This is a genomic window from Rhodococcus sp. HM1, from assembly GCF_023218075.1.
Taxonomy (GTDB): Bacteria; Actinomycetota; Actinomycetes; order Mycobacteriales; family Mycobacteriaceae; genus Rhodococcus.
Genome location: NZ_JALPTB010000043.1, coordinates 32,443 through 56,977 on the forward strand (window position 1 = coordinate 32,443; position 24,535 = coordinate 56,977).

Sequence of the window (24,535 nt, forward strand, 5' to 3'; positions counted from 1 at the left end):
ACAGCCTTTCCCCGACGTTCTCACGACGGCGCCCATCGTCGAAGCACCGGTCCCCGGATGGCCGACCGAGATCGGCGCGCCCGGATGACAGACGCCGACGACCGGCAGCGCGCGGCTGTCCGCCTCATCGGCGGCTGCGGGCGGCGGGCGACCCCCTCAGAGCGCAGCGACCTTCAGCAGCATCTCGGCGACGGCCTCCGGCTCCGTGATCATCAGATCGTGACCGGTCTCGATCTCCCAGACCCGTTGCGCACCATCGGATCTGCCCTCTTTCGCGCCCTCGATCGCACTCAGCTCGGAGATGCAGACGACGTCGGTTCGTGGGATCTTCCGCATCGCGGCCTCGTTGATCAACAACAGCGGTTGGACGAAGGTCTCGAGCGGATGCGGCGTGAGCCGATTCTGCATCCACTCGAGATCGTCGGGGTCGGTGACCCCGTACAGCCGCCCCATCTCGGGTACCGGCCACAACACGAGTTCGGCACCGTCGACCTCACGGATGGTGCTGCGCGCGAATTCCATGAGGGCCGGGGCGATGTCGGTGAGGGACTGCCCGTCGGCGGGGCTCGCGGCGTCGAGATAGACGAGGTGACGGATCCTTCCCGGCGCCCGGTCCGCGACTCCGGTGATCACCATGCCGCCGTAGCTGTGACCGACGAGGATGACGTCGCTCAAACCCTCGAATTCGAGAACCGCGAGGATGTCGGAGATGTGGTGATCGAGATCGATACCCGGACGCACCAGATGGGCACGGTCACCGAGACCGGTCAGCGTCGGGGTGTGGACGTCGTGGCCCGCGGCGCGCAGCAGCGGCGCCAAGCGCCCCCAGCACCACCCGCCGTGCCCACCGCCGTGTACCAGAACAAATGTCGCCACCACGTACCCGCTTCCCCCTGGCAGAATCCCACTCCAAAAGATGAATACCACGTTCTCCGGCAGACGGGAAATGGGTGGTTCGCGTCAAATGTCGTAATCGACGACGACCGGCGCGTGATCGCTCATCCGGCGATCCGCCGACGGTTCCCGGTCCGTACCCCCCACGGTCGCGGTGCGCGCCAGACCCGGAGTCGCGAGGTGGTAGTCGATCCGCCACCCGACGTCGTTGGTGAACGACTCCCCCATCCACGACCACCACGAATACGGGCCGTCGACTCCCGGATACCGGCTGCGGACGACGTCGACGAGGGTGCGGGGCGAGAGCAGCGAATCGAGCCACGCGCGTTCCTCCGGAAGGAACCCCTCGGCTTGATTACTGCGCCGCCAGTTCCGCACGTCGTGCCGGGTGTGCGCGATGTTGAGATCGCCCATCAGCAACAGTTCCCGGCCCTGCGCCTTCGCCGCGCGGCGCGACCGCGTCAGCTGCCGCGCGAAGGCGGCGAGAAACCGCATCTTGCGCTCGTATCGGGCGCCGCCGTCCGGCGCCTCCCGCATCCGCCCCGGCTTCTGCAGGTGCGCCGGAAGACCACCCTTCGGCAGATACAGCGACGCGACGGTGAGCGGGGCGTCGGCCAGATCGACCTCGATATACCGGCCCTGGCCGGCGAACTCCCCCAGCCCGCGCGCCAACGGCACCCGTTCGAGATCGACCCGATCGAGGTGTTCCTCGCCGGGCGCACGCAGCAACGCGGTCCCGCTCCAGGTGCGCACCGCGGCCGGTGGCTGCGCGGTCAGGATGCCGACGCCGTTGCGGCCGGCGAGAGTGCCCTCGTCGTAGGCGAAGTGGTACTTGCCGAAGACGCCGGGCGGAATCGCAGCGGCCGGGGCACGGACCTCCTGCAACGCGACCACGTCGGGGTCGCGTTCGCGCAGCCAGTCCTCGAACCCGCGCCGCTGCGCCGCGCGGATGCCGTTGATGTTGAAGGTCGCGATCCGCACGGTCAGTCCATGAGAAACGGCAGCACGGCCGCTTCGAAGTCGCGGAAACGGTCCCGGTGGATGCTGTGCCCGCACGCGATGTCGCGGAGGGTGCAATTCGGCAGTGCCGCGGCAGCCTCGGCGAGCAGGTGTGGATCGACCATGCTGCCGGGCCGCGCGCCCCGCAGGAACAGGGTCGGCGCGGCGAGGTCCGGCAGCCTCTGCCACCACCGCGGGTCCGGGGTGCGGAACTGTTCGATGGCCGAGGCGGTCATGCTCCGGTCGAACGCGATGGTCGCGCGCGGGTTGCGCACCAGACTGCTCGTGGCGTGCCACAGTTCCGCGACCGTCGGACGGCGGGACGGGATCTCCGGGACGGGATCGCCGGCGCGCAGCGGCAGCGGTGATTCCTCGAGTACGAGACGGTGCACCAGGTCCGGGCGATCCTGGGCGATCAGCGACCCGGTGCGGCCTCCGAGCGAATGACCGACCAGGTCGACGGTGTCGAGGTTCAGGTGGTCGCACAAACCGGTGATGTCGGCGGCGAACTCGCCGAACAGGTACGACCCGGCTCGGGCGCTACGTCCGTGCCCGCGCAGGTCGATCGCGACGACCCGGCGTCCGGCGGTGACGAGAGTGCGGGCGAAGCGGTCCCAGGTGCGGCTGTCACCGCCCATGCCGTGCACCAGCACCACCGGAACGGGGTGGGCGCGAGCGCTCGGCGCCGAGTCGCGGTAGGCGATCGCCACACCGTTCGGCTCGGCTGTCAACACGGTTTCCACGGACATCGAGCCTACTCAGTCGTAGACCCCCTCCACTTTCCAGCCGCCCGAGGTGTGGATCACCAGCAGCGCCCGCGACCCGTCGAGCAGCACCTGCAGCCGCGCCACCGCCCGGGCCTCGGCCGGATCCCACCAGTACTCGTCGACCGGCCAGGGTCCGGCCCAGCCCACCACCTGCCATCCACGGCTTCCCCACCGCAGATGTGCCGGTGCCGCGCTCAGCAACCCGCGCTCGGTCACCGCGACCTCCGCGCCCGCGTCGTCGAGCAGCGCGATCGACGGCGGAACGGTCAGCACCATGGCCGGGGCGGGTGGCGGGAGCCGCCCCGGCCACGGCGCCTCCGGGTCCGACGCGGGGACCCGCTCGTCCCCGACCGGCACCAGGGTGATGCGTTCGGCCGGGCCCCGGCCGCCGCTGAGCACCCCCACGAGGACGGCCTCACCGCCGAGCAGGCCCTGCACCCGCACCAGCGCGCGGCGGGCTCGTTCGTCCTCGTCGCCGACGCCGCCCCACAGTCCCGGTTGCAGGGCACCGGCCGATACCACCTCCACCGGTTCGAGCCGCAGCACCTCGATGCCGGCAGTCGGCCGGTCTCGGCTGCGTCCGGTGAGCCAGCCGTCGAGTTGCCAGCGCACCCGGTCGGCGGTGCCGTCGGGGGTCAGCGGTTCGGCGCAGCGCCAGGTACGGGCCAGTTCCTCGCCGCCCTCGGTGCGTGCCGCCACCAGCAACCGGGTGCACGCGACCCCGGCCGCCGCGAGCCGCACGTGCAGCAGTTCGGCGAGGGCACGGCCGGCGAACGCGGCCGCGTCCACCCGTTCGAGCGGCGGGTCGCAGCGCTGCTCGACGGTCAGGTCCGGGGGCGGCGTCCGACCGGACGGGGGCCGCTCCGGGTGTCCGCATGCGGTGCGGTGCGCCCTGACCGCGTCGGTCCCGAAACGCGAGGCGACGTCCCCGGCCGACAGCGCGGCGAAGGCCCCGATCGTGCGCAATCCGAGGCGACGCAACAGATCGACCAGTTCCTCACGTTCCGGTGCCGCCAGGGACGGCTCGACAGCCAGATCGGAAATCGGCAGCGGTGCAAGGAATTCCGATCCCTTTCCCGGAGGTACCAGCGTTCCGCGGCGCGCCGCGAGCACCGCGGTGGACAGTTCGTCGGCGATCCCCACCTGGCATTCGACGCCGAGAGCGGCGACCTCGTCGACCAATCGTTCCGCGACGGCCTCCTCCGAACCGAACCAGCGGACGACACCGCGGGCGGCGAGCACCACCAGGCCGGGGCGGAGCACCTCGACACCGGGCGCGGTCGCGTCGACCGCCTCCACCACCGGTTCGAACAGCCGCGCATCACGATTCGGATCAGCCTGCAGCACATGCAGTTCCGGGCATCTCGCCTGCGCCTCGCGACGCCGCAGACCGCGACGTACCCCGGCGGCGCGGGCGGTCGCCGAGCACGCAAGCACCCGGTTCGCCGCGACCACCGCGACCGGTTCCGACGCGGGCAGGTCCGCCGCGGCGGCCGCAGCGACGGCGGGCCAGTCCGGGCACCACAGGGCCAGCACCCGCGCCGGTTCGCGGGCGCTCACAGCGCGACCGGTCGGCGCGGCGAATCGACGCGGTCCGCGTGCTTCCATTCGGTCCGGGTGCGGGTGGCACACACGTCCATCCGGGTGGTCCGCGCCGGGAAGGCCCGGCCCTGGGCCCGCACCGACAGCCGGGTGCCGCGCAACCGGCCGCGTCCCACCCCGAGTCCCTCGTAGCCGCTGACCTGCGCGTCGAGCCGAACCTGCGCCCCCTCCCACCGGCCGTCGACGACGACCAGCACCGCCCCCTTGCTGCGGGCGCGGGCGGTCACGGCCCGGGTTCGCGACGACGGCACCGCGATTCCGCCGAGACCGAGGATCACCAGGTCCATGCCGTCGAGCAGGACGGCCGCGATCTCCACCGGATCGGGTCCGGGATCGGGAATCACCGCCACCCGCTGCAACTGCGCTCCCATTTCCGCGGCGGCGAGCAGACTCAGCCGGCGGTGGCCGATCACGGCGGCGTGCCCTCCCGCAGCGGTCACCGAGGCGAGAACACCGATCAGCAACGACGTGGCGCCGGAGACGGATACGACGGAGCCACGGACCAGACCACCCTGGGGCAGCACATCGGCGAGCGGTTCCGGGACCGGGAGCAACCGGTCGGCGGGTGCGTCGGCGGGGGCGGCCCGTTCCACCTCCCCGCGCGCGGGTATCGCGGCCATCCGCCGGCGCAGCGACTGGATCCGCTCCTGCCGGGACGGTCTTTCCACACCGTCGAGCGGAAACTCGGCGAGCTCACCCACATGTACCCCTTCGTCATCTGCCGGCCGCGGGAACACGGCCCACCGACACCACGGGGAAGACGTGGTTCAGTCACAACTATCGAACATACTTTCGAACCTTTCCAGTACACATGATCTTGGGGCGGCCCGTCAAGCGCAGAAAGACCCCTCGCATCCACTACTCTCGTGAAGGTGTCGAAACAGGAACGAGTAGGTAGGGTTGTCGGCCCGGACCACCTGGTGGCCGGTCGCTACCGGCTCGATTCCAAGCTCGGCGGCGGCGGGATGGGCGCCGTGTGGCTCGCCCACGACACGCGCCTCGGGCGCGACGTCGCCGTCAAACAGGTCGTCTCCACCGTGGACCTGCAGCCGGAGGCCGCCGACGAGGTACGCCGTCGCACACTGCGCGAGGGGCGGATCGCCGCGCAGCTCGCGCACGAGCACGCCATCGGGATGTACGACGTGGCCCTCGACGCCGGCGAACCGTGGCTGGTCATGGAATACCTGCCCTCCCGCAGCATCGCCCAGGTGCTGAACACCGTCGAGACCCTGCCCCCGTACGAGGTCGCGCAGATCGGGGCGGACGTGGCCGACGCCCTGGCCGCCGCACACGCGGCGGGCATCATCCACCGCGACATCAAACCCGGCAACATCCTCGTCGCCGAACGCGGCCACGAACTCGGCATCGTGAAGATCAGCGACTTCGGCATCGCCCTGGCGAGCGGCGATTCCGATCAGTCCGGTGTGATCGCCGGTACCCCCGCCTACTTCGCGCCCGAGGTGGCGCGCGGCAACGATCCCACCGAAGCCAGCGACGTGTTCTCCCTCGGCGCGACCCTCTACACGATCCTCGAGGGCCAGCCCCCGTTCGGTTTCGAAGCCGACTCGATCGCATTGCTGCACCGCGTAGCCCGCGCCGAGATCATCCCGCCGACCCGGACCGGCCCCCTCACCGACGTCCTGCTCTCCATGCTCGAACCCGACCCCGCCCGCCGTCCGACGATGGCGCAGGCCCGCGACCGGCTCGCCGCCGTCGTCCTCGGTCCGGGCACGAATCCCGCACTGCTGCGCGGACGTCCGATCCTGGCCGAGGACGGCTCGATTCCCGTGTGGGCCCAGCGGTCCACACCGATCGCCGGAACCCGGTCCCGCAGCTCGTTCGTGGACCGGCCGGCACCTCCGCCGGTGTCGCCTTCGCGCGGGCCCTCGCGTGGGATTCCCCGGCCCGCCGAACTGTGGGACCGGCTGCTCCCGAAAGAGCCTGTGCCGCAAGACCCGAAGGAACGGCTCGTCGCATACGCGCCGCTGGCGATGGCGGCGATGGTCGCGCTGATCGTGTTCGCACTCGTGGTCGCGGTGATCATCGCCGTGGCGGTGGGCTGAACAGCTTTCAGTCGATCCGGCGATGGTGCGCCCAGCGGGTCAGCGCGTTCCGGTTCGACTGCTGGGTCTTGCGCAGCACGTTCGACGCGTGGGTCTCGACGGTCTTGACCGAGATCACCAGTTCCTCGGCGATCTCCCGATAGGTGTAACCGCGCGCGAGCAGCCGCAGCACCTCGAGCTCGCGCGGGGTCAGCGAGTCGAGTTCAGGGTCCAGCGGCGGCTCCGGGACGTTGGACCGTCCGGTGAACGAATCCAGCACGAATCCCGCCAGGCGCGGGCTGAACACCGCGTCGCCGCCGGCCACCCGCCGCACCGCATCCGCCAGTTCGGTGCCCGAGATCGTCTTGGTGACGTATCCGCGGGCGCCGGCCCGGATCACCGCGATCACGTCCTCGGCCGCGTCGGACACGCTCAACGCCAGGCACACGGGCCCGGGTGCGATGCGGCTGAGCACCGCGACGCCTCCCCCGTCGGGCATGTGCACGTCGAGCAGCACGACATCGGGGCGGGTCGCGTCGATCCCGGCGACCGCCTCGGCGACACCGCCGGCCTCACCCACGATCTCCATGTCCGCCTCGCGCCCCAGCTCGGTACGCACCCCGGAACGGAACACGGCGTGGTCGTCGACCAGAAAGACACGGAAGGACTGTGAAGTTGGGGCGCCGTTCGACGTCACTGCGTGTGCTCCTCGGGTTGGGGTTCGGCCTCCTGCCACTCTAGGGGCGAGCCCGTCCCCGGCACCGCACCGCCGCGGGGCATGTGGATCCGGATCTCGGTGCCCTTGCCGAGCTCCGACTTCACCACCACCCGGCCGCCGCGCCGCTCGATCCGCGCCCGGATCGACTTGGCCAGCCCCTGCCGGTCCTCCGGGACCAGATCCGGGTCGAAGCCCGTCCCGCGGTCGCGGACGAACACGCTCACCTCGTTCGGCTCGGCCTCGGCGAACAGATCGACGCTGTCCACTCCGGCGTGCTTGGCGGCGTTGACGAGTGCTTCGCGGGTCGCCCCCAGCACCGCGGTGAACGATTCGGCGGTCAGGTCGTCGTCGTCGCCGGGTGCGACGTCCCCGACGATCACCGGCGTGACGGACACCCCGTGCTGATCCTCCACCTCACCGGCGATGGTGCGCAGTGCCTCGGCGAGGCTGGTGCGGGGACTCTCCCCGCCGCCGAACAGCCAGCGCCGCAGTTCCCGTTCCTGGCTGCGGGCCAGCCGCACCACTTCCTGCGCGTCACCGGCCTGCTTCTGGATGAGCGCCAAGGTCTGCAGCACCGAATCGTGCAGGTGCGAGGCGATCTCCTCGCGTTCCTCGTTGCGGACGCGGGCTGCGCGTTCCTGCTCGAGCGCTCGCCACATGCGAACCCACAGCGGCACCGACAGCAGCCCGGCGCCGACGAGGGTCACCACCACCGCGAGCAGGGACGACCGCAATGCAGCGACGTCGACCTGGGCGAGAAACACGACGCCGAGTCCGGTGACGATCAGGGTCAGGCCGCCGAGAACCCGCGCCCATGTCAGGACGGTGGGTTTGGCCGGCAGCCCGAGGACCGACCGCGGCCCGTCGACGTCGAACTCCCGCCACACCAGGGCGGCACCCACCGCGACCACGACGATCGGCGCGATCACCGACGCCGCGCCCCCGTTCAGCAGCCACGACAGCCCGGCGCCCAGGGCCAGCCCGATGACCGCCAGACCCAGCGCGCGGCGACGCTCGGTGGGCGATGGCGGCTCGGTGTCGGAACCCTGCGGCACGAACGCCCACAGCAGGCCGTACGCGACGATGCCGACCCCGAGCGCTGCGAGTACCGCGAACGCGACCCGGACTTTCATCACGTCCACGCCGAGATGGTCGGCGAGACCACCGGCCACGCCGCCCACGACGCGGCCGGCGACGCGGCGTTCGAGTCGGGGGACGGGCACGGGAAAGTTGGCTACCGGTTGCACATATTCGATACTGGCACGCGCTCGGCACCCCGGCATCGGGGACCGACCCTGATCCCGGAGGCTGCTGCGGGGCTCGAAGATCAGGGTTCGCCCCTGATGTGCGGGCGCCGCGCGGGCGACAGGATGAGTCCATGAACTCGCGCAGCTTCCCCGAGCAGCTTTCGGACATGTGGCGCACCCGTCCGGTGCGCTTGCCCGATCAGGGCCACGTCGCCGGCGTGTGCGCCGGCATCGGAGTTCGGTACGGCGTCGATCCGGTACTGATCCGGGTCGCGTTCGTGGTCTCCACCATCTTCGGTGGCGCGGGCATCGTCCTGTACCTGGCGTGCTGGGTCCTGCTCAATCGCTACGGCGATCCCGTCTCCCCCGTCGAGTCTCTCGTCGGGCGGGGCCACAGCGCCGACTCGAACACCAAGGTGATCGTCCTGCTGGTGGCACTTGCGGTGGCCGCGAGTGCGCTCGGCCCGGTGGGCGCCGGCCTGGGCGGTTCCGGATTCCTCAGCTTGATGCTGATGCTCGGGGGTCTGTGGTTGCTCTACCTGCGCAAGCCGGAACCTCCGGTCCTGCCGCCCCCGCCGGGATCGGTGGCCTTCCAGCAGAATCCGTTCCCGGACTTCTCGGTCCCGCAGGCGCCGTATGCCCCGTCCCAGTTCACACAAGCCCCGTTCGCGCAGCAACCGTTCGCCGCAGGGGCGGCTCCCACTCCCGGACCGGCACCGGCGGACCCGAACTTCTGGATCAAGAAGGACGCCGCGACGTCCGAGACGACCGGCAGCGCGAACGAGTCGGCACCGCCCGCCGATCCCGCACAGCCCGCCCCGGATCCGTTCGGCGCGACGGCGACGCCTCCGTCCTGGGATCCGCTCGGCGTCGCCCCGTTCGCGTGGGATCTTCCCGAACCGGCACCGATCCGGACACCCGTGCCGGATCGGAAGCAGCCGCGGTCGCGGTTGACGACGACGATACTTGGCCTGGCGGTGCTGGCCGCCGCCGCGGCCGCAGCGGTCGCCGCCGCTACCGGCATGGAATGGTTGACGCCGGCCCGGATCGGGGCGATCGCTCTCGCCGTCATCGGGCTGGGACTGCTGCTCGGCGCGTTTCTGCACCGCGGCCACGGCCTGCTGGTGGTGACCGGTCCGCTCATCGGATTCGTGGTGCTCGCGTCGCTGGTCGGCCCGATCGACACCTCGCGGTGGGGTCCGCAACAGTACGCCCCCCGCACGGCCGCCGAGCTGCAGCCGGAGTACGCGGTCCAGATGGGCGAGCTCGAGCTCGATCTGCGCAATCTCACGCTCACCGAGGACCGCACCGTCGCGGTGGAGACCCGGTTCGGCAACTCCCGGATCCTCCTGCCGCCGAACCTGGACGTCGACATCACGTGCACCGAACGCGCGTCCTCGCCGTGCCCCACGCAGGGCTTCGACGCCGGCGCCGACGGCCGCAAGGGACCCGTCCTGACCCTCGATATCGATACCGCTTTCGGAAACTCGGAGGTGCACCGTGGCTGACTTCGACACCGACTACACCGGATCCGGCTCCGACGACACCGAGGCGACCTGCTCGCGTCGGCGGGGCCCGTCGATCCTGCTGCTCCTGGCCGCGATCGCCACTCTGGCGGTCAGCGGGTGGGCGCTGATCGGCCCGTTCTCCCTGGACCCGATCGCGAATGTCGAGTTCCGCTGGGTGTTCGTGGCCGTCGCCGTGGCGGTGGGCGCGGCCCTCCTGTTCGCCCCCGGCAAACGGTCCCGCCGGAAGAACTGAATCCACCGCACCTCCGAAAAGCACTGTGCCCCTCGGATTCCGAAGGAGAGATCCTTCGATCCGAGGGGCACAGTCGCTGCTACGGGAGGATCACTCCCACTCGATCGTTCCCGGCGGCTTGCTGGTCACGTCGAGGACGACGCGGTTGACCTCGGCGACCTCGTTGGTGATGCGGGTGGAGATGCGCTCGAGCGTCTCGTACGGCAGGCGGGTCCAGTCCGCGGTCATTGCGTCCTCGCTCGAGACCGGGCGCAACACGATCGGATGACCGTAGGTGCGTCCGTCGCCCTGCACACCGACGCTGCGCACGTCGGCGAGGAGCACGACCGGGCACTGCCAGATCTGACCGTCGAGACCCGCGGCCGTGAGCTCTTCGCGCGCAATGGAATCCGCGTGACGCAGGATTTCGAGGCGTTCCTGGGTGACCTCACCGATGATGCGGATGCCCAGGCCCGGGCCGGGGAACGGCTGGCGTCCGACGATCTCCTCGGGCAGACCCAGTTCGCGGCCGACCGCGCGGACCTCGTCCTTGAACAGCAGGCGCAGCGGCTCGACGAGCTCGAACTGCAGGTCCTCCGGCAGACCGCCGACGTTGTGGTGGCTCTTGATGTTCGCGGTGCCGGCGCCGCCACCGGATTCGACGACGTCCGGGTACAACGTGCCCTGCACGAGGAAGTCGATGGTCTCGCCGTGTGCGGCGCTCTCACCGAGCACCTCGGAGACCGCACCCTCGAAGCTGCGAATGAACTCGCGGCCGATGATCTTGCGCTTGGTTTCCGGGTCGGACACTCCGGCCAGTTCGCGCAGGAACGTCTCGGAGGCGTCGACCGTCACCAGCCGGGCTCCGGTCGCCGCGACGAAGTCCTTCTCGACCTGCTCACGCTCACCGGCGCGCATCAGGCCGTGATCGACGAACACGCAGGTGAGGCGGTCACCGATCGCGCGCTGCACGAGCGCGGCGGCGACAGCGGAATCGACACCGCCGGACAGACCGCAGATGGCCTTGCCGTCGCCGACCTGCTCGCGGACCTGGGCGATGAGCGACTCGGCGATGTTCGCGGCCGTCCACGCGCCGGGGATGCCGGCGATCTCGTGCAGGAAGCGGCTGAGCACCTGCTGGCCGTGCGGCGAGTGCAGAACCTCCGGGTGGTACTGGACGCCGGCGAGCCGGCGGGCCCGGTCCTCGAAGGCCGCGACCGGTGCGCCCGCGCTGGACGCGGTGACCTCGAAGCCCTCGGGTGCGGCTGTCACGCCGTCGCCGTGGCTCATCCACACGGGCTGCGTCGCGGGCAGACCTTCGTGCAGGACGCCGCCGCTCACCGACATCTCGGTGCGGCCGTACTCACGGCTGCCGGTGTGTGCGACCGTGCCGCCGAGGGCCTGGGCCATCGCCTGGAAGCCGTAGCAGATACCGAAGACCGGCACGCCCAGGTCGAACAGCTTCGGGTCGAGCTGGGGAGCACCCTCCTCGTACACGCTGGACGGGCCGCCGGACAGCACGACCGCGAGCGGCTCCTTGGCCGCGATCTCCTCGACGGTCGCCGTGTGCGGCACGACCTCCGAGTACACCTTCGCTTCCCGGACGCGGCGAGCGATCAGCTGCGCGTACTGGGCTCCGAAGTCGATGACGAGGACCGGCTTGGACTGCTGGGTTTGCGACACCCGAACAGTCTAAGCGGCGGTCCACGTCACACGAACGCCGGTCAGGCCACGCCGGCATCCGAACCGCTGCGGATCTCGACGATCGGCAGCGACAGCGCGCCGGGGGCACCCGCCGGCACCACCGGGTTCTTCGGGACGATCGGGTTCAGCCGACGGTAGGGCTCGCCCTGCGCGGGACGCACGTCGTCCTCGCCCTTGTTCGGCCACAGTGCCGCGGACCGTTCGGCCTGCGCGGCGATCGTCAGCGACGGGTTCACCCCGAGGTTCGCGGAGACGGCCGCCCCGTCGACGACGCTGAGCGTCGGGTAGCCGTAGACGCGGTGGTAGGGGTCGATGACGCCGTGGTCGGGGTCGCTGCCGATGACCGCGCCGCCGAGGAAGTGCGCGGTGAGCGGGATGTTGAAGATCTCGCCCCAGGTGCCGCCGGCGATGCCGTCGATCTTCTCGGCGATGCGTCGGGTGGCCTCGTTACCCGCGGGAATCCAGGTGGGATTCGGCTCGCCGTGGCCCTGCTTGCTGGTGACCTTGCGGCGGCCGAAGAGGCCCTTCTTGGTGTAGGTCGTGATGGAGTTGTCGAGGTTCTGCATGACCAGCGCGATGATGGTCCGCTCGCTCCAGTCCTTGACCGACAGCATCCGCGCCATCTGCACCGGGTTCTTCGCGACCTGGAGGAGGAACTTCATCCACCGCGGGGTGCGGCCCCCACCGTCGGTCATGAGGGTCTGCAGCAGACCCATCGCGTTCGAGCCCTTGCCGTAGCGGACCGGTTCGATGTGGGTGTCGGCGGTCGGGTGGAAGGACGAGGTGATCGCGACACCGCGGGTCAGGTCCATGTTCGGGTCGACCTTCATCTTCCCGGCGCCGACGATCGACTCGGAGTTGGTGCGGGTCAGTTCGCCGAGCCGGTCCGACAGTTTCGGCAGCGCGCCGGTGTCCTTGAGATGGTGCAGCAGGTGTTGCGTGCCCCAGGTGCCGGCGGCGAGCACGACGTGCCCGGCGGTGTAGGTGCGCCGGTTCTTGCGTCGCCACGCTCCGGTGCGTTCGGTGACGACCTCCCAGCTGCCGTCCGGGGTTTCCCGCAGGTCGGTGACCGTGGTCATCGGGACGATCTCGGCGCCGGCCTTCTCGGCGAGGCCCAGGTAGTTCTTCACGAGGGTGTTCTTCGCGCCGTGCCGGCAGCCGGTCATGCACTCGCCGCATTCGATGCAGCCGGTGCGGTCGGGTCCGACGCCACCGAAATAGGGATCGGCGACGGTGCGGCCGGGTTCGCCGAAGTAGACGCCGACCGGCGTCTGGATGAACGTGTCGCCGACGCCCATGTCCTCGGCGACGGATTTGATCACCTCGTCGGCGGGTGTCATGTGCGGGTTCGTGACGACGCCGAGGATCCGGCGGGCCTGGTCGTAGTAGGGCGAGAGTTCGTCGTGCCAGTCGGTGATGTGCGCCCACTGCCTGTCCTCGAAGAACGAGGCGGGCGGCTTGTAGAGGGTGTTCGCGTAATTGAGGGATCCGCCGCCCACGCCGGCGCCGGCGAGGATGAGGCAGTCACGCAGCAGGTGCACGCGCTGGATGCCGAAGCATCCGAACTTCGGGGCCCACAGGAAGCGCTTGAGGTCCCAGCTGGTCTCGGCGAAGTCCGCGTCCGCGTACCGCCGGCCCGCTTCGAGAACACCGACCCGGTAGCCCTTCTCCACGAGCCGCAGCGCCGTGACGCTGCCACCGAAGCCCGAGCCGACGATGAGGACGTCGTAGTCCGTCGCGCGCTGCCTACCCATCGGAGTACCTCCACCCGTGAAACTGGTTGTTACTCGCCAGTATGCACCCCGGGTCTGTGACAGCTGCCACAAGGATTACCTAACTGTTACCGCGCGTAGCGGAAACCGCAGGTCGGCGGCCACGCTGCCCGGTGGACCACAGCAGTTCCCGTGAACGACGACGGCCGGACGCCGAGTCGGCCCGTGACACACGAACCGATCCGACATCCGGCCACCGGAAGCGGAGAAACCTGTCAGGCGCGAACCGACAGACCCACCTTCTGGAATTCCTTGAGGTCCGAGTAACCGGACTTCGCCATCGCCCGGCGCAGCCCGCCGACGAGGTTCAGCGAACCGTACGGGTCGTCCGACGGCCCGCCCAGCACCCGGTCCAGGCCGGGACGCTCGTCGTCGACCTCGACCTGCAACACGGACCCACGCGGCATGGACGGGTGCGCCGCGACGGACGGCCAGTACCAGCCGCGACCGGGCGCCTCGGCGGACACCGCCAGCGGCGCACCGAGCACGGCCGCGTCGGCACCGCACGCGATGGCCTTCGCCAGGTCACCGGCGGTCTCGATGTCACCGTCCGCGATGACGTGCACGTAGCGGCCACCGGTTTCGTCCAGGTAGTCGCGACGGGCCGCGGCGGCGTCCGCGATCGCGGTGGCCATCGGGATCCCGATGCCGAGAGCGCTGCTGGTGGTCGTGGCACCGGCCGTCGAGCCGTAGCCGACGATGACACCGGCCGCGCCGGTACGCATCAGGTGCAGAGCCGTGCGGTGATCGCTCACACCGCCGGCCACGACCGGCACGTCCAGCTCGGAGATGAACGTCTTGAGGTTGAGCGGCTCGTCCTCGCCGTGCGCGACGTGCTCGGCGGAGATGATCGTTCCCTGGATGACCAGCAGGTCGATGCCCGCCTTGATCAGGTCGGGGGTCAGCGCACGCGCATTCTGGGGGCTGACCCGCACCGCCGTCGTCACGCCCGCGTCCCGCACCTCACCGACCGCCGCGGCGAGCAGCTCGGGGCGCAGCGGAGCCGCGTGCAGCTTCTGCAGGTAGGCCACCGCGGCGCTGGGATCCGGGTTCGTCTCGGCGAGCTCGACGAGCTTGGTGATCTCCGACTCGACGTCCTCGTGCCGGCCCCACAGACCTTCACCGTTGATGACGCCCAGACCGCCGGCCTTGCCGAGCTCGACGGCGAACTTCGGCGAGACCAGCGCGTCGGTGGGATGCGCGAGCACCGGGATGTCGAATCGGTAGGCATCGATCTGCCAGGCCGTCGACACCTCCTTGGAAGACCGCGTCCGGCGGGACGGCACGATGTCGATGTCGTCCAGCTCGTAGGTGCGCCGGGCGGTGCGGCCCATGCCGATTTCAACGAGGTCGCGCACGCGCGCCCCTTTCTCGTGTGAGGCCGGTTCTCCCCTCGCGGACGAGACGGGAGAACCGACCGGCGTGATTCGAACGTGCGGCTACCGGGCCGCGTAGTTCGGTGCCTCCGCGGTGATCGTGATGTCGTGCGGGTGGCTCTCCTTGAGCCCTGCAGCGGTGATCTGCACGAACTGCGCCGACTGCAGTTGCTCGATCGTGGCCGCCCCGGTGTATCCCATCGCCGCCCGCAGGCCGCCGATGAGCTGGTGGGTGACCTGCTGCAGCGGGCCACGGAACGGGACCCGGCCCTCGATACCCTCGGGGACCAGCTTGTCCTCGGAGAGGACGTCGTCCTGGAAGTACCGGTCCTTCGAATACGACTTGGCCTCGCCACGCGACTGCATCGCGCCCAGCGAACCCATTCCGCGGTAGCTCTTGAACTGCTTGCCGTTGACGAGGATCAGCTCACCGGGGGACTCGGCCGTGCCGGCGAGCAGCGAACCGAGCATCGCCGTCGACGCACCGGCCGCGAGGGCCTTCGCGACGTCGCCGGAGAACTGCAGGCCACCGTCGGCGATCACGGGGATGCCGTGCAGTGCGGCCGCAGCGGTGGCCTCGAGGATCGCGGTGATCTGGGGTGCGCCGACACCGGCGATGACACGGGTGGTGCAGATCGAGCCGGGTCCGACACCGACCTTGACCGCGTCGACGCCCGCCTCGATGAGGGCAGCCGCCCCGGCGCGGGTCGCGACGTTGCCGCCGATGATCTGGACGCGGTCGCCGACCTCCGCCTTGAGCTTGGAGATCATCGACAGCACGCCGGCCGAGTGACCGTGGGCACTGTCGACGACGAGAACGTCGACGCCGGCGTCCGTCAGCAGCATCGCGCGGGTCCACGAGTCGTCGCCGACACCGACGGCCGCGCCGACCAGCAGGCGGCCGTCGCGGTCCTTGGTGGCGTTCGGGTGCTGCTCGGTCTTGACGAAGTCCTTGACGGTGATGAGACCGGTGAGCTTGCCCTGTCCGTCGACGATCGGGAGCTTCTCGATCTTGTGACGGCGCAGCAGCCCCAGCGCGGCCTCGGCACTGACCCCTTCGCGTGCGGTGACGAGCGGTGCCTTGGTCATGACCTCGGCGACCGGCCGGTTCTGGTCGACCTCGAACCGCATGTCGCGGTTGGTGATGATGCCGACGAGCAGGCCGTCGTCGTCGGTGACCGGCAGACCCGAGATCCGGAAGCGGGCGCACATGGCGTCCACCTCGGCGAGGGTGTCGGTCGGCTTGCAGGTGACCGGGTCGGTGACCATGCCGGCCTCGGAACGCTTGACGGTCTCGACCTGCGCGGCCTGGACCTCTGCGGACATGTTGCGGTGCAGCACACCCATGCCGCCGGCACGGGCCATGGCGATCGCCATGCGCGACTCTGTGACGGTGTCCATCGCGGAACTGACCAGCGGGATGCGCAGGCGGATCTCGCGCGTCAACTGGCTCGACGTGTCCACCTGGCTCGGGACGACATCGGACGCCGCGGGGAGCAGCAGCACGTCGTCGAAGGTCAGGCCCAGCATCGCGACCTTGTTCGGGTCGTCGCCGCCGGTGTGCACGTGCCCTCCGGTACTACTCATGCGGTTCGGACCCTCCATGCCAGTCGATACGATGCGGGTCCGGACGATTTCCGGCCCGACAGGTTTCTGAGCGTGAAACGACGCTGTCGCGGACGACGGAGCGGCGACGAGGCGCCGGCGTCGTGAGCAGCAATGCCGTGACCAACAATGTCGTGAGCGGTACGAATATTCCCCGGGCGGTCCGAGGCAGCCGGTACGCTCACCTCCCCATCGTATCGTTTGCCGCAATCCGCACTGCCGCAGCCCGCACCCTTGCCCGGGGCCGGCGGCCCCGCTCCACAAGGACCACAGGGCCCTGTTCGTCGGCGTGTCCACCGCTACGGCTGGCGCAGACCCCACCGCACTGCGTACCGTGGGTGTCGTGCGTGATCAGTTACCTCCGGGTCTTCCACCGGACCCCTTCGCCGGAGATCCCGACGACCCGTCGGCCGCGCTGGACGCGATCGAGCCGGGTCAGCCGCTGGACCCCTCGGAGCGGTTGGCGGTCGAAGAGGACCTTGCGGACCTCGCCGTCTACGAGGCACTGCTGGCCCCGCGTGGGGTCCGCGGTCTCGTCGTCTGCTGTGAGGACTGCCACCAGGACCACTACCACGACTGGGACATGCTGCGCGCGAACCTGCTGCAGCTCCTCGTGGACGGGACGGTCCGGCCGCACGAGCCCGCATACGATCCCTCGCCCGAGGCGTACGTGACGTGGGACTACTGCCGCGGGTATGCGGATGCGTCGATGAACGAGGCACTTCCCGCGGACCCGTACGGCTTCGATTCCTGAGCACGTCACCCGAACACGACGAAACGCGGCGCCGGCACACCCGAGAGTGTGCCGGCGCCGCGTTTCACGTCGAGGTGACCGTCAGGGCACTTCCGTGGTCTCTTCCGAGCGCGTACCCGGTGTACCCACCGGCGCGCTGATCGACTGCTGCTCGAGAGACGTCGTCGATGCCGAGGCCGACGCGGTCGTGGTGGGCGGATTCGTGGTGGACGGCGTCTGCGGCTGCGTGCTCGGCTGGGTGCTCGGCGGCGGCTGCGTCTGCGGCTGCGTGGTCGTCGGGCGAGTGCTCGGCTCGACCGTCGGCACCGACGGCTGCGTCGTCGGCTGGTTCAGGATCGTCGGGTCGGGCGACGAGGACGGGGATGGGGACGGTTGCGTCGCGGCGTCCGAGGGGGTGCCCGACGGGGTTCCCTGCCCTGTCGTGCCGGGTGTCTGCGGAGGCACCGCGGCGTCGGACTGTGGGACCGTCGCCGGTGGCACCGGCGCGGGGACCGGGGCCGGTGCCGGTGCCGGTACCGGCAGACCCGGCAGCGGGACCGGCACGAGCTTGCTCAGTTCGTCCGACAGTCGCTGCAGCCAGTCGCCCAGTTCGTCCCGTTGACCGGCGTCGACGACATCGCTGGATCGGACCTGCGCCGATTCGAGCAGTTGCTTGGCGACCTCGGTGTCGCCGGCGGCGAGTGCACGCTCGGCCTGCTCGAGACTCGACGTCGTATCGATCCGCGCGACGGTGCTCTGCGCCTGCTCGCTGAAAACGACTTCCTTGACGCCCCAGAGCGGGTCACCCGGTTCGGCGCCGTAGGACACGGCCGCCGCACCGCCGACAGCTATCGCGACGAGGGCAGCGGCTCCGGCGATAGGGCGCAGCAGGCGAAGCTGGGTGCGGGAGCGCGCTCGACCGGCCGTCTCGGCATCGCGGGCATCGATTTCACGATGGACCGCGGCGACGATCTCGTCGAGATCGGGGCCGGCCGGTAACGGCTCGGAGAGGATCTCCGCGCGCCATCCCGCCAGCAGCGTGGCAAGTTCGTACTCTTCGGCCGATTCCGTCGTTACCGGACCGTCACCGGAGATCGCGTCGATGAGGGCATCATCACGACGCACGGCCGCGATGTCCACCGGGGTGCCGTCGTCGGCGAGATCAGCGTGGAAGTCGTCGTCACCGCGCTTCCTACCCATTCCTCTCACCTGCTCTCGTCACTTCCTTCTTGAGTCGGGCGATGGCTCGGTGTTGAGCCACTCGAACGGCCCCCGCCGTACTTCCAACTGCGGCTGCCGTCTCCTCCGCCGACAACCCCACCACCAACCGCATGATCAGGATCTCGCGTTGCTTCTCCGGGAGCGTTCCGAGCAGGTCTTTCATCTGCCGGCTCATCTCCGCGTTGAGCGCATGTTCTTCCGGGCTGTCTTCCAGCGACATCACTTCGGGAACGTCAGCGACCGGGTCCGACCGATTACGGGCGGTACTCCGATGCGCGTCGGCGACCTTGTGCGCTGCGATCCCGTAGACGAACGCCATGAAGGGCCGTCCTTGGTCCTGGTATCGCGGCAGCGCCGTCATCACAGCCAGGCATACCTCCTGCGCCACGTCGTCCGCGGAGTGCTGGCCGCGCTCCGCAGACCCGACCCTTGCCCGGCAGTACCGCACGACCAGGGGTCGGATGCTTGCGAGAACCTGGGCGAGGGCAGCCCGATCGCCTTGCGAAGCCGCAGCGACTGCCGAGTCCAACTCCTCACCCATAACAGTCATCGATTGCGTATGTCCTGGTGTTACAAGTGGCACGTCCCCGCCCGGGAGTGCTTCCACTGACGGTGGAACGCCACCAGCCTAACGACATGCCCGGACAACTCCGATTCGCCCTGGCAGAACTAGTTTCGGATCGTCGCGAACCGGCCTCCGCGACAGGTCACGACCTGGGCACATTCGTCCCGCACGTGATCTGCGCCGGGCACGGCACCGATTCCGTGTGCCAGCATCGCCGCCGCCCAGCGCAGCGGCACCAGGCCGTGTTCCGCGCAACGCTCGGACACGCCGGCGGCGAGCACACGCGCCGGCCCGAGGTCGGGGTCGCCGGTCGCCGACGCCGCGCGCAGGAGGTCGGATTTCACCCGGTGCCGCACGGACGGGCTCCGGTCGGCCAGGGCGGAGGCCTGCGCGGCGTGCTGCTTCGCGGTCCCGAAATCGCCGGAGGCCAGCGCGGTTTCCGCCGTCACCCAGTGCAGCCTGATCCGCTGCCGCCAGAAGGTCCCGGCAGCGGCGTCGTCCCCGGCGGCCCTCAGCAGGTCCGCGCACTGTGCGAGCAGCCGCCGCGACAGGTCGAGGCGGCCGCACCCGAGCGCATCGGCGGCCAGGCCGGTCAGGGCATCGCACTGCGCTTCGACGATGCGGGTCGTGTCCTCCGGAAGCCGCGGAACGGCCGCGCGGGCCAGAGCGAACGCGCGACCGTCGTGCGTCGCGGCCTGCCGGTGCCATCCGAGCTGACGTAACAGCGAGGCCTCGGTGCTCGCCGCGAGGGACGCCAGGGGGCCTTCCGTGACCTCGCGCTGCAATCGCGCCAGTTCCGCCCGGGCACCGCTGTAGAAGCCCTGGCCGCCCAGAGCGACCGCGCGGAGCCATCGCCGGTAAGGATCGGTCGCGGCAGGCAGCGGACTCGTGCCCGGCCTGTCCCCGAACGCCGCAGCCGTCAGGACCGCATCCTCGGCGGAGAGTGCGTCCTCGGCGGGGACAGCGGACGGGCGCGCAGATGCAACGGTCGCGGACACGCCGAAATCATTGCATCATCGTCGCGACCGGACATCCCCGGTCCCCTACCGGCGAGAAACAAGCACCGGGAGCGCAAATATATCGACTGCGAATTCCGGTCTTCGTGCGCCATTCGTCGGCCGTTTACAGTCCGTTAATTTCAAACAGGGTGCATGTACGCTGCCGGACTCGGGATTTCACGGAAGATGCGGCCGAAGCGGCGGCTGGAAGAACGGGACGGCCTACAAAACAGCAGGTGAACGGCACATCGGAGGAATTGCCGGTGTCATCCAGGACATCGCAGCAGGCCAGAGCCGAACGACAGCCAATCATGAATCGACCCCGAAGTAAACATTTCGCAGGTTAATTCTCGCGATGAGCGATATGGAATTTCCCACGTCACGGAAGTATTGACGTGATTTGCACCGCGCTTTTACGGTGGCCGTGTTCGAAAGAATGCTCGGCCGGGACGCGGTTCCCGGCCACGGTCCGCTCGCACCAACGCGAGCATGCTGCAAAGGAGTGCCACCATGCCTGCACCACATCACCTCCCCGGACCCAACGCGGACATCTGGGATTGGCAGATGCACGGCCTGTGTCGCGGCGTGGACTCCTCGATGTTCTTCCACCCGGACGGTGAGCGCGGACGCGCTCGCGCCCAGCGGGAGAGCCGCGCCAAGGAGATGTGCCGAGCCTGCCCGGTGATCGCCCAGTGCCGGGAGCATGCTCTCAATGTCGCCGAGCCATACGGCATCTGGGGAGGAATGTCCGAGACCGAGCGCGAGATGTACGCACGACACAGGCGCCGCAAGATCGCTGTTTGACTGTTTCGAACCAGACGACGAAGCCCCGCCCGGGAGTCCCGGGCGGGGCTTCGTGTCTATCGCGTGACCTGTGTCGGTCGCCTAGTGGGCGTGACCGTGACCGTGGCCGGCGTCGGCAGCCTCCTCGGGCTTGTCGACGACCGCGCTCTCGGTGGTGAGCACCATGCGGGCGACGGACGAGGCGTTGACGACCGCCGAACGCGTCACCTTGACCGGGTCGACGACACCGTCGGCGAGCAGGTCGCCGTAGGTGAGCGTCGCGGCGTTGAACCCGTGACCCTTCGGGCTCTCGGCGACCTTGGAGATCACGACGGAGCCGTCGAGCCCCGCATTGGCCGCGATCCAGAACAGCGGTGCCGACAGCGCCGTCCGCAGAACGGCGACACCGGTGGCCTCGTCACCCGACAGAGACTCCTCGAGCTCGGCGAGCTCGAGCGACGCCTGCACCAGTGCCGAACCGCCACCGGGGACGATGCCCTCCTCGACGGCGGCCTTGGCGGCGTTCACCGCGTCCTCGACCCGGAACTTGCGCTCCTTGAGGTCGGTCTCGGTGGCCGCCCCGACCTTGATGACGGCAACGCCGCCGGCGAGCTTGGCCAGGCGCTCTTCGAGCTTCTCCCGATCCCAGTCCGAGTCCGTTGCCTCGATTTCACGGCGCAGCTGGGCGGCGCGCTCCTCGATGGCCTCGGGGGTGCCGGCACCGTCGACGATCGTGGTGTTGTCCTTGCTCACCACGACACGGCGGGCGGAACCGAGCAGCTCGAGCCCGGCTTCCTTGAGAGTCAGGCCGAGATCGGAATTGATGACGGTGCCCGCGGTGACGACGGCGAGGTCCTCCAGGAACGCCTTGCGGCGGTCGCCGAAGTACGGCGCCTTGACGGCAACGGCCTTGAGGGTCTTGCGGATCGCGTTGACGACCAGCGTCGACAGTGCCTCGCCCTCGATGTCCTCGGCGATGATCAGGACCGGCTTGCCGGACTCGGCGATCTTCTCGAGCAGCGGCAGGAAGTCCGGCAGCGAGCTGATCTTCTCGCGGTAGAGCAGCACCAGCGCGTCCTCGAGAACCGCCTGCTGAGCGTCGACGTCGGTGATGAAGTACGGCGACAGGTAGCCCTTGTCGAACTGAACGCCCTCGGTGACGACCAGTTCGGTGTGCAGGGTCGAGGATTCCTCGACCGTGACGACACCGTTCTCGCCGACGGTGCTGAGGGCCTCGCCGACCAGCGCACCGATCTCCTCGTCGCGGGACGAAACCGTCGCGACCTGCGCAATGGCCTCCTTGCCCTGCACCGGGGTCGCGAGCGCGAGCAGCGCCTCCGTGACCTTGTCGGCGCCCTTCGCGATACCCGCGCCGAGCGCGATCGGGTTGGCACCCGCGGCGACGTTCCTCAGGCCGGCCTTGACCAGGGCCTGGGCGAGGACGGTCGCGGTGGTGGTGCCGTCACCGGCGACGTCGTTGGTCTTCGTGGCGACGCTCTTGACGAGCTGGGCACCGAGGTTCTCGAACGGATCCTCCAGCTCGATCTCGCGGGCGATGCTCACACCGTCGTTGGTGACGGTCGGACCGCCGAACGCCTTGGCGAGCACGACGTGCCGCCCGCGCGGGCCGAGCGTGACCTTGACGGCGTCGGCGAGGCGGTCGACGCCACGCTCGAGCGCGCGCCGCGCGGTCTCGTTGAACTCGATTTGCTTGGACATGTTCTCCGACTACTCCTGTCGAATTTCTCCGGAACGGACTCCGCCCCGGGTCCGTTGAGGAACTCCGGGGCGGAATGCACGCGGCTTACTTGGCGACGACGGCCAGCACGTCGCGAGCCGACAGGATCAGGTACTCCTGGCCTGCGTACTTGATCTCGGTTCCGCCGTACTTGCTGTAGATGACGACGTCGCCTTCCTTGACATCCAGGGGGATGCGCTTGTCGCCATCCTCGTCCCAGCGGCCGGGGCCGACGGCGACGACGGTGCCCTCCTGGGGCTTCTCCTTCGCCGTGTCCGGAATGACGAGGCCGGAGGCAGTCGTCGTCTCGGCCTCGTTGGCCTGGACGAGGATCTTGTCCTCGAGCGGCTTGATGTTCACGCTCGCCACGATGAGCCCTCCACTTTCAGGGGTACTTGGGTCCGGAAACTTGTGCTCCCGGACTCGGATTCGTTCAGTCACCACAGACTCCGCGCGAGGTCCCGTCGTCGCGGGTGCCGGGCCGACGCTCGGTGTCACTAGCACTCTATACATGCGAGTGCCAGCACTCAAGGCTTCCGGGCGCTTACTCGTACTCGGCGCGTCGTACCGTCCTTCTGTTACGTTCGGATAACAGAGACACGAAGCGTGACCATACGGTGACCGATCGAGGTGCACACGAGCTCCTTGGCCTCCGGTCACGCTCGGAAGGTAAACAATGCGCACGTCGCTGGGAATCTCCACCGGAGCATCCGGGGTGGGTTCCGCGCTGGTGATCGACGCGCCGCAAGGCCGGACCACCGAATACCGCGAACTCACAGCCGACACGCACGATCATCGCGACCTCGGTGCCCTCGTCTTCGACGCGGTCACGCTGATGACGACGCAGATCGCCGACATCCCGGCGCCCGAAGTCGTCACGGTCGCCTACCGCACCACCGAACAGGCCGACTCCGTCCGCGCCGCCGCGAACCGGGAGGGCCGCCTCGTCCGGTTGATCCCGGAGACGACCGCGGTCGTCACCTACCTGCACACCACCGGACTCGCCGACTCCGACGGCGCGATCGCGATCGCCGACGTCGGCGCGTCCGGGATGAGTGTGTCGGTCGTCGACCGGGTCGACGGCAGGATCCTGCACACCGACCGCATCGACGCAGTCGGCGGCGAGACGATCACCGGACGGCTCCTCGACCACGTCCACCGATCCACGGACGGTGTCCGCACCCGCATGCCGGTCGACAACGAACTGCTTTCCGCGCGCTGCTTGGGTGCCCTCGAAGCCCTCACCGCCGGCGATACCGCCCACATCGAGATCGGCGAGGCCGGACCGGGCGTGTCCGTCACGGTCACCCGCACCGAACTCGACGAGCTGGTCGCGGATCTGGTCGGTGAGGCCGCGGAGTTCACCGCCCGGACCTGCGCCGCGGCCCCGGCCACCCCGCAGGCGCTCGTACTCGTCGGCGGCGCATCGTCCCTTCCGGCGCTGGCCGCAGCGGTCACCGCCGCGTTCGACGGTCCCGCGGTCACCGTCGACGAACCCGCGACCGTTCCCGCACACGGCGCCGCGTACCTGGACGATCACCCCCACCTCGACCGCTACCCGCTCGCCGGGAGCACCGAGTCCGGTGCGTCCCGCTCCTCGGGCCGCACCGCCGGGGTGCTCGTCGGCGCGCTGGTCGCCGGGGCACTCGTCGCCGGTTACGCGACCGATCAGATCGCCGAGCCGGCGACCACCGACCGGCCCGTCTCCCCCGCCGGATCCAGCGACTCGGTCCCGCCGATCACCTCCGACACGGTCGAGCCCGACGCGACCGCCCCGACCGAGACACGCATCCCGTCCTACGATCCGGTTCCCACCCGGCTCCCCTCGGGCGGGGTCACCACCGACAACGACGAGGACCGGACGACGATGCCGACCACGACGGTGCCGGAAACCACGACGTCGCTGCTCCCGCCGATATCGCCGACCACGCAGAGCCCCGATGACGACGACGAGCGTCCGGGCTCGACCACGTCGGGAACCACGCCCCCGCAGCCGACCCCGCCGACCTCCACCCCGCCGGTGACCACGAC

The 24,535-nt window shown here is 69.7% G+C and carries 22 protein-coding genes; 6 read left to right on the plus strand and 16 right to left on the minus strand.

The genetic code is table 11. From position 1 onward, the window contains the following. Positions 1-156: 156 nt before the first annotated feature. From M1M07_RS20940 to M1M07_RS20960, 5 genes are all read right to left on the minus strand, one after another. Positions 157-876 (minus strand): alpha/beta fold hydrolase, encoded by a 720-nt coding sequence (locus tag M1M07_RS20940; protein ID WP_197252678.1) that lies wholly within the window; start codon positions 874-876, stop codon positions 157-159. An 84-nt stretch (positions 877-960) separates the two neighbouring features. After that, entirely contained in the window at positions 961-1,875 is a 915-nt protein-coding gene (locus M1M07_RS20945) for an exodeoxyribonuclease III (protein WP_197252672.1), read from the minus strand. A gap of 2 nt (positions 1,876-1,877) precedes the next feature. After that, positions 1,878-2,642, minus strand: coding sequence for an alpha/beta fold hydrolase (locus tag M1M07_RS20950; protein ID WP_248675422.1), 765 nt, complete (start codon positions 2,640-2,642; stop codon positions 1,878-1,880). Positions 2,643-2,651: 9 nt separating this feature from the next. Next, on the minus strand, positions 2,652-4,220 hold the full coding sequence (locus M1M07_RS20955; protein ID WP_248675423.1) for a DNA polymerase Y family protein: 1,569 nt from the start codon (positions 4,218-4,220) through the stop codon (positions 2,652-2,654). Further along, positions 4,217-4,963 carry a hypothetical protein gene (locus M1M07_RS20960; protein ID WP_248675424.1) on the minus strand — a complete coding sequence of 249 codons (747 nt, stop codon included), beginning with the start codon at positions 4,961-4,963 and terminating at the stop codon, positions 4,217-4,219. The genes M1M07_RS20955 and M1M07_RS20960 overlap by 4 nt, the downstream gene beginning before the upstream one ends. A 171-nt stretch (positions 4,964-5,134) precedes the next feature. Between M1M07_RS20960 and M1M07_RS20965 the strand changes: the two genes are divergently transcribed. Beyond that, positions 5,135-6,325, plus strand: a complete 1,191-nt coding sequence (locus tag M1M07_RS20965; protein WP_248675425.1) for a serine/threonine-protein kinase — start codon at positions 5,135-5,137, stop codon at positions 6,323-6,325. 7 nt (positions 6,326-6,332) lie between these two features. Here the strand turns inward: M1M07_RS20965 and M1M07_RS20970 are convergent, their stop codons facing one another. Then, positions 6,333-7,001, minus strand: coding sequence for a response regulator transcription factor (locus tag M1M07_RS20970; protein ID WP_197250859.1), 669 nt, complete (start codon positions 6,999-7,001; stop codon positions 6,333-6,335). Further along, on the minus strand, positions 6,998-8,305 hold the full coding sequence (locus M1M07_RS20975) for an ATP-binding protein (protein ID WP_248675426.1): 1,308 nt from the start codon (positions 8,303-8,305) through the stop codon (positions 6,998-7,000). Before M1M07_RS20975 ends, M1M07_RS20970 begins: the two co-directional genes overlap by 4 nt. Positions 8,306-8,400: 95 nt before the next feature. Between M1M07_RS20975 and M1M07_RS20980 the strand changes: the two genes are divergently transcribed. After that, positions 8,401-9,777 (plus strand): PspC domain-containing protein, encoded by a 1,377-nt coding sequence (locus M1M07_RS20980; RefSeq protein ID WP_197250861.1) that lies wholly within the window; start codon positions 8,401-8,403, stop codon positions 9,775-9,777. Then, the gene (locus M1M07_RS20985; protein ID WP_248675427.1) at positions 9,770-10,030 is read left to right on the plus strand and encodes a hypothetical protein; all 261 of its coding nucleotides are present in this window, start codon (positions 9,770-9,772) and stop codon (positions 10,028-10,030) included. Before M1M07_RS20980 ends, M1M07_RS20985 begins: the two co-directional genes overlap by 8 nt. 90 nt (positions 10,031-10,120) lie before the next feature. Here the strand turns inward: M1M07_RS20985 and guaA are convergent, their stop codons facing one another. The 4 genes from guaA to guaB all read right to left on the minus strand — a co-directional run bounded on the left by guaA (position 10,121) and on the right by guaB (position 16,448). Next, entirely contained in the window at positions 10,121-11,692 is a 1,572-nt protein-coding gene (gene guaA / locus M1M07_RS20990; RefSeq protein WP_197250863.1) for a glutamine-hydrolyzing GMP synthase, read from the minus strand. A gap of 41 nt (positions 11,693-11,733) precedes the next feature. Beyond that, positions 11,734-13,467 (minus strand): FAD-dependent oxidoreductase, encoded by a 1,734-nt coding sequence (locus tag M1M07_RS20995; protein WP_248675428.1) that lies wholly within the window; start codon positions 13,465-13,467, stop codon positions 11,734-11,736. Positions 13,468-13,700: 233 nt separating this feature from the next. After that, on the minus strand, positions 13,701-14,843 hold the full coding sequence (locus tag M1M07_RS21000) for a GuaB3 family IMP dehydrogenase-related protein (protein WP_197250864.1): 1,143 nt from the start codon (positions 14,841-14,843) through the stop codon (positions 13,701-13,703). An 81-nt stretch (positions 14,844-14,924) separates the two neighbouring features. Continuing rightward, positions 14,925-16,448, minus strand: a complete 1,524-nt coding sequence (gene guaB, locus M1M07_RS21005; RefSeq protein ID WP_248675429.1) for an IMP dehydrogenase — start codon at positions 16,446-16,448, stop codon at positions 14,925-14,927. A gap of 361 nt (positions 16,449-16,809) precedes the next feature. Between guaB and M1M07_RS21010 the strand changes: the two genes are divergently transcribed. Beyond that, on the plus strand, positions 16,810-17,220 hold the full coding sequence (locus tag M1M07_RS21010; protein WP_197250866.1) for a DUF5319 domain-containing protein: 411 nt from the start codon (positions 16,810-16,812) through the stop codon (positions 17,218-17,220). Between the two features lie 81 nt (positions 17,221-17,301). On the opposite strand, the gene M1M07_RS21015 is transcribed toward M1M07_RS21010, so the two are convergent. The 3 genes from M1M07_RS21015 to M1M07_RS21025 form a co-directional block, all read right to left on the minus strand. Continuing rightward, a complete protein-coding gene (locus M1M07_RS21015; protein ID WP_197250867.1) occupies positions 17,302-18,399 on the minus strand; it encodes an anti-sigma-D factor RsdA in 1,098 nt (365 codons plus the stop codon). Continuing rightward, positions 18,392-18,970, minus strand: a complete 579-nt coding sequence (locus M1M07_RS21020) for a sigma-70 family RNA polymerase sigma factor (RefSeq protein WP_197250872.1) — start codon at positions 18,968-18,970, stop codon at positions 18,392-18,394. Before M1M07_RS21020 ends, M1M07_RS21015 begins: the two co-directional genes overlap by 8 nt. 119 nt (positions 18,971-19,089) lie before the next feature. Next, on the minus strand, positions 19,090-19,908 hold the full coding sequence (locus tag M1M07_RS21025; RefSeq protein WP_197250873.1) for a hypothetical protein: 819 nt from the start codon (positions 19,906-19,908) through the stop codon (positions 19,090-19,092). A gap of 585 nt (positions 19,909-20,493) precedes the next feature. Here M1M07_RS21025 and M1M07_RS21030 point away from each other — a divergent pair. After that, complete coding sequence (locus M1M07_RS21030; RefSeq protein ID WP_197250868.1) at positions 20,494-20,787, plus strand: WhiB family transcriptional regulator; 294 nt, start codon at positions 20,494-20,496, stop codon at positions 20,785-20,787. Between the two features lie 81 nt (positions 20,788-20,868). Here M1M07_RS21030 and groL read toward each other — a convergent pair whose 3' ends face one another. Both groL and groES read right to left on the minus strand, forming a co-directional pair. Beyond that, positions 20,869-22,485, minus strand: coding sequence for a chaperonin GroEL (gene groL, locus M1M07_RS21035; RefSeq protein WP_248675430.1), 1,617 nt, complete (start codon positions 22,483-22,485; stop codon positions 20,869-20,871). Positions 22,486-22,570: 85 nt separating this feature from the next. Continuing rightward, the gene (gene groES, locus M1M07_RS21040) at positions 22,571-22,873 is read right to left on the minus strand and encodes a co-chaperone GroES (protein ID WP_068154369.1); all 303 of its coding nucleotides are present in this window, start codon (positions 22,871-22,873) and stop codon (positions 22,571-22,573) included. Between the two features lie 307 nt (positions 22,874-23,180). Between groES and M1M07_RS21045 the strand changes: the two genes are divergently transcribed. After that, a partial coding sequence (locus tag M1M07_RS21045) for an Hsp70 family protein (protein WP_248675431.1) occupies positions 23,181-24,535 on the plus strand: 1,355 nt, incomplete at its 3' end.

What these genes read in the sequence shown, in the direction of transcription:
- M1M07_RS20950 (WP_248675422.1), bottom strand. Translation starts at nt 2,642, where the DNA reads ATGTCCGTGGAAACCGTGTTGACAGCCGAGCCGAACGGTGTGGCGATC.
- M1M07_RS20975 (WP_248675426.1), bottom strand. Translation starts at nt 8,305, where the DNA reads ATGCCGGGGTGCCGAGCGCGTGCCAGTATCGAATATGTGCAACCGGTA.
- M1M07_RS20980 (WP_197250861.1), top strand. Translation starts at nt 8,401, where the DNA reads ATGAACTCGCGCAGCTTCCCCGAGCAGCTTTCGGACATGTGGCGCACC.
- M1M07_RS20995 (WP_248675428.1), bottom strand. Translation starts at nt 13,467, where the DNA reads ATGGGTAGGCAGCGCGCGACGGACTACGACGTCCTCATCGTCGGCTCG.
- guaB (WP_248675429.1), bottom strand. Translation starts at nt 16,448, where the DNA reads ATGAGTAGTACCGGAGGGCACGTGCACACCGGCGGCGACGACCCGAAC.
- M1M07_RS21015 (WP_197250867.1), bottom strand. Translation starts at nt 18,399, where the DNA reads ATGGGTAGGAAGCGCGGTGACGACGACTTCCACGCTGATCTCGCCGAC.
- M1M07_RS21020 (WP_197250872.1), bottom strand. Translation starts at nt 18,970, where the DNA reads ATGACTGTTATGGGTGAGGAGTTGGACTCGGCAGTCGCTGCGGCTTCG.
- M1M07_RS21030 (WP_197250868.1), top strand. Translation starts at nt 20,494, where the DNA reads ATGCCTGCACCACATCACCTCCCCGGACCCAACGCGGACATCTGGGAT.
- groL (WP_248675430.1), bottom strand. Translation starts at nt 22,485, where the DNA reads ATGTCCAAGCAAATCGAGTTCAACGAGACCGCGCGGCGCGCGCTCGAG.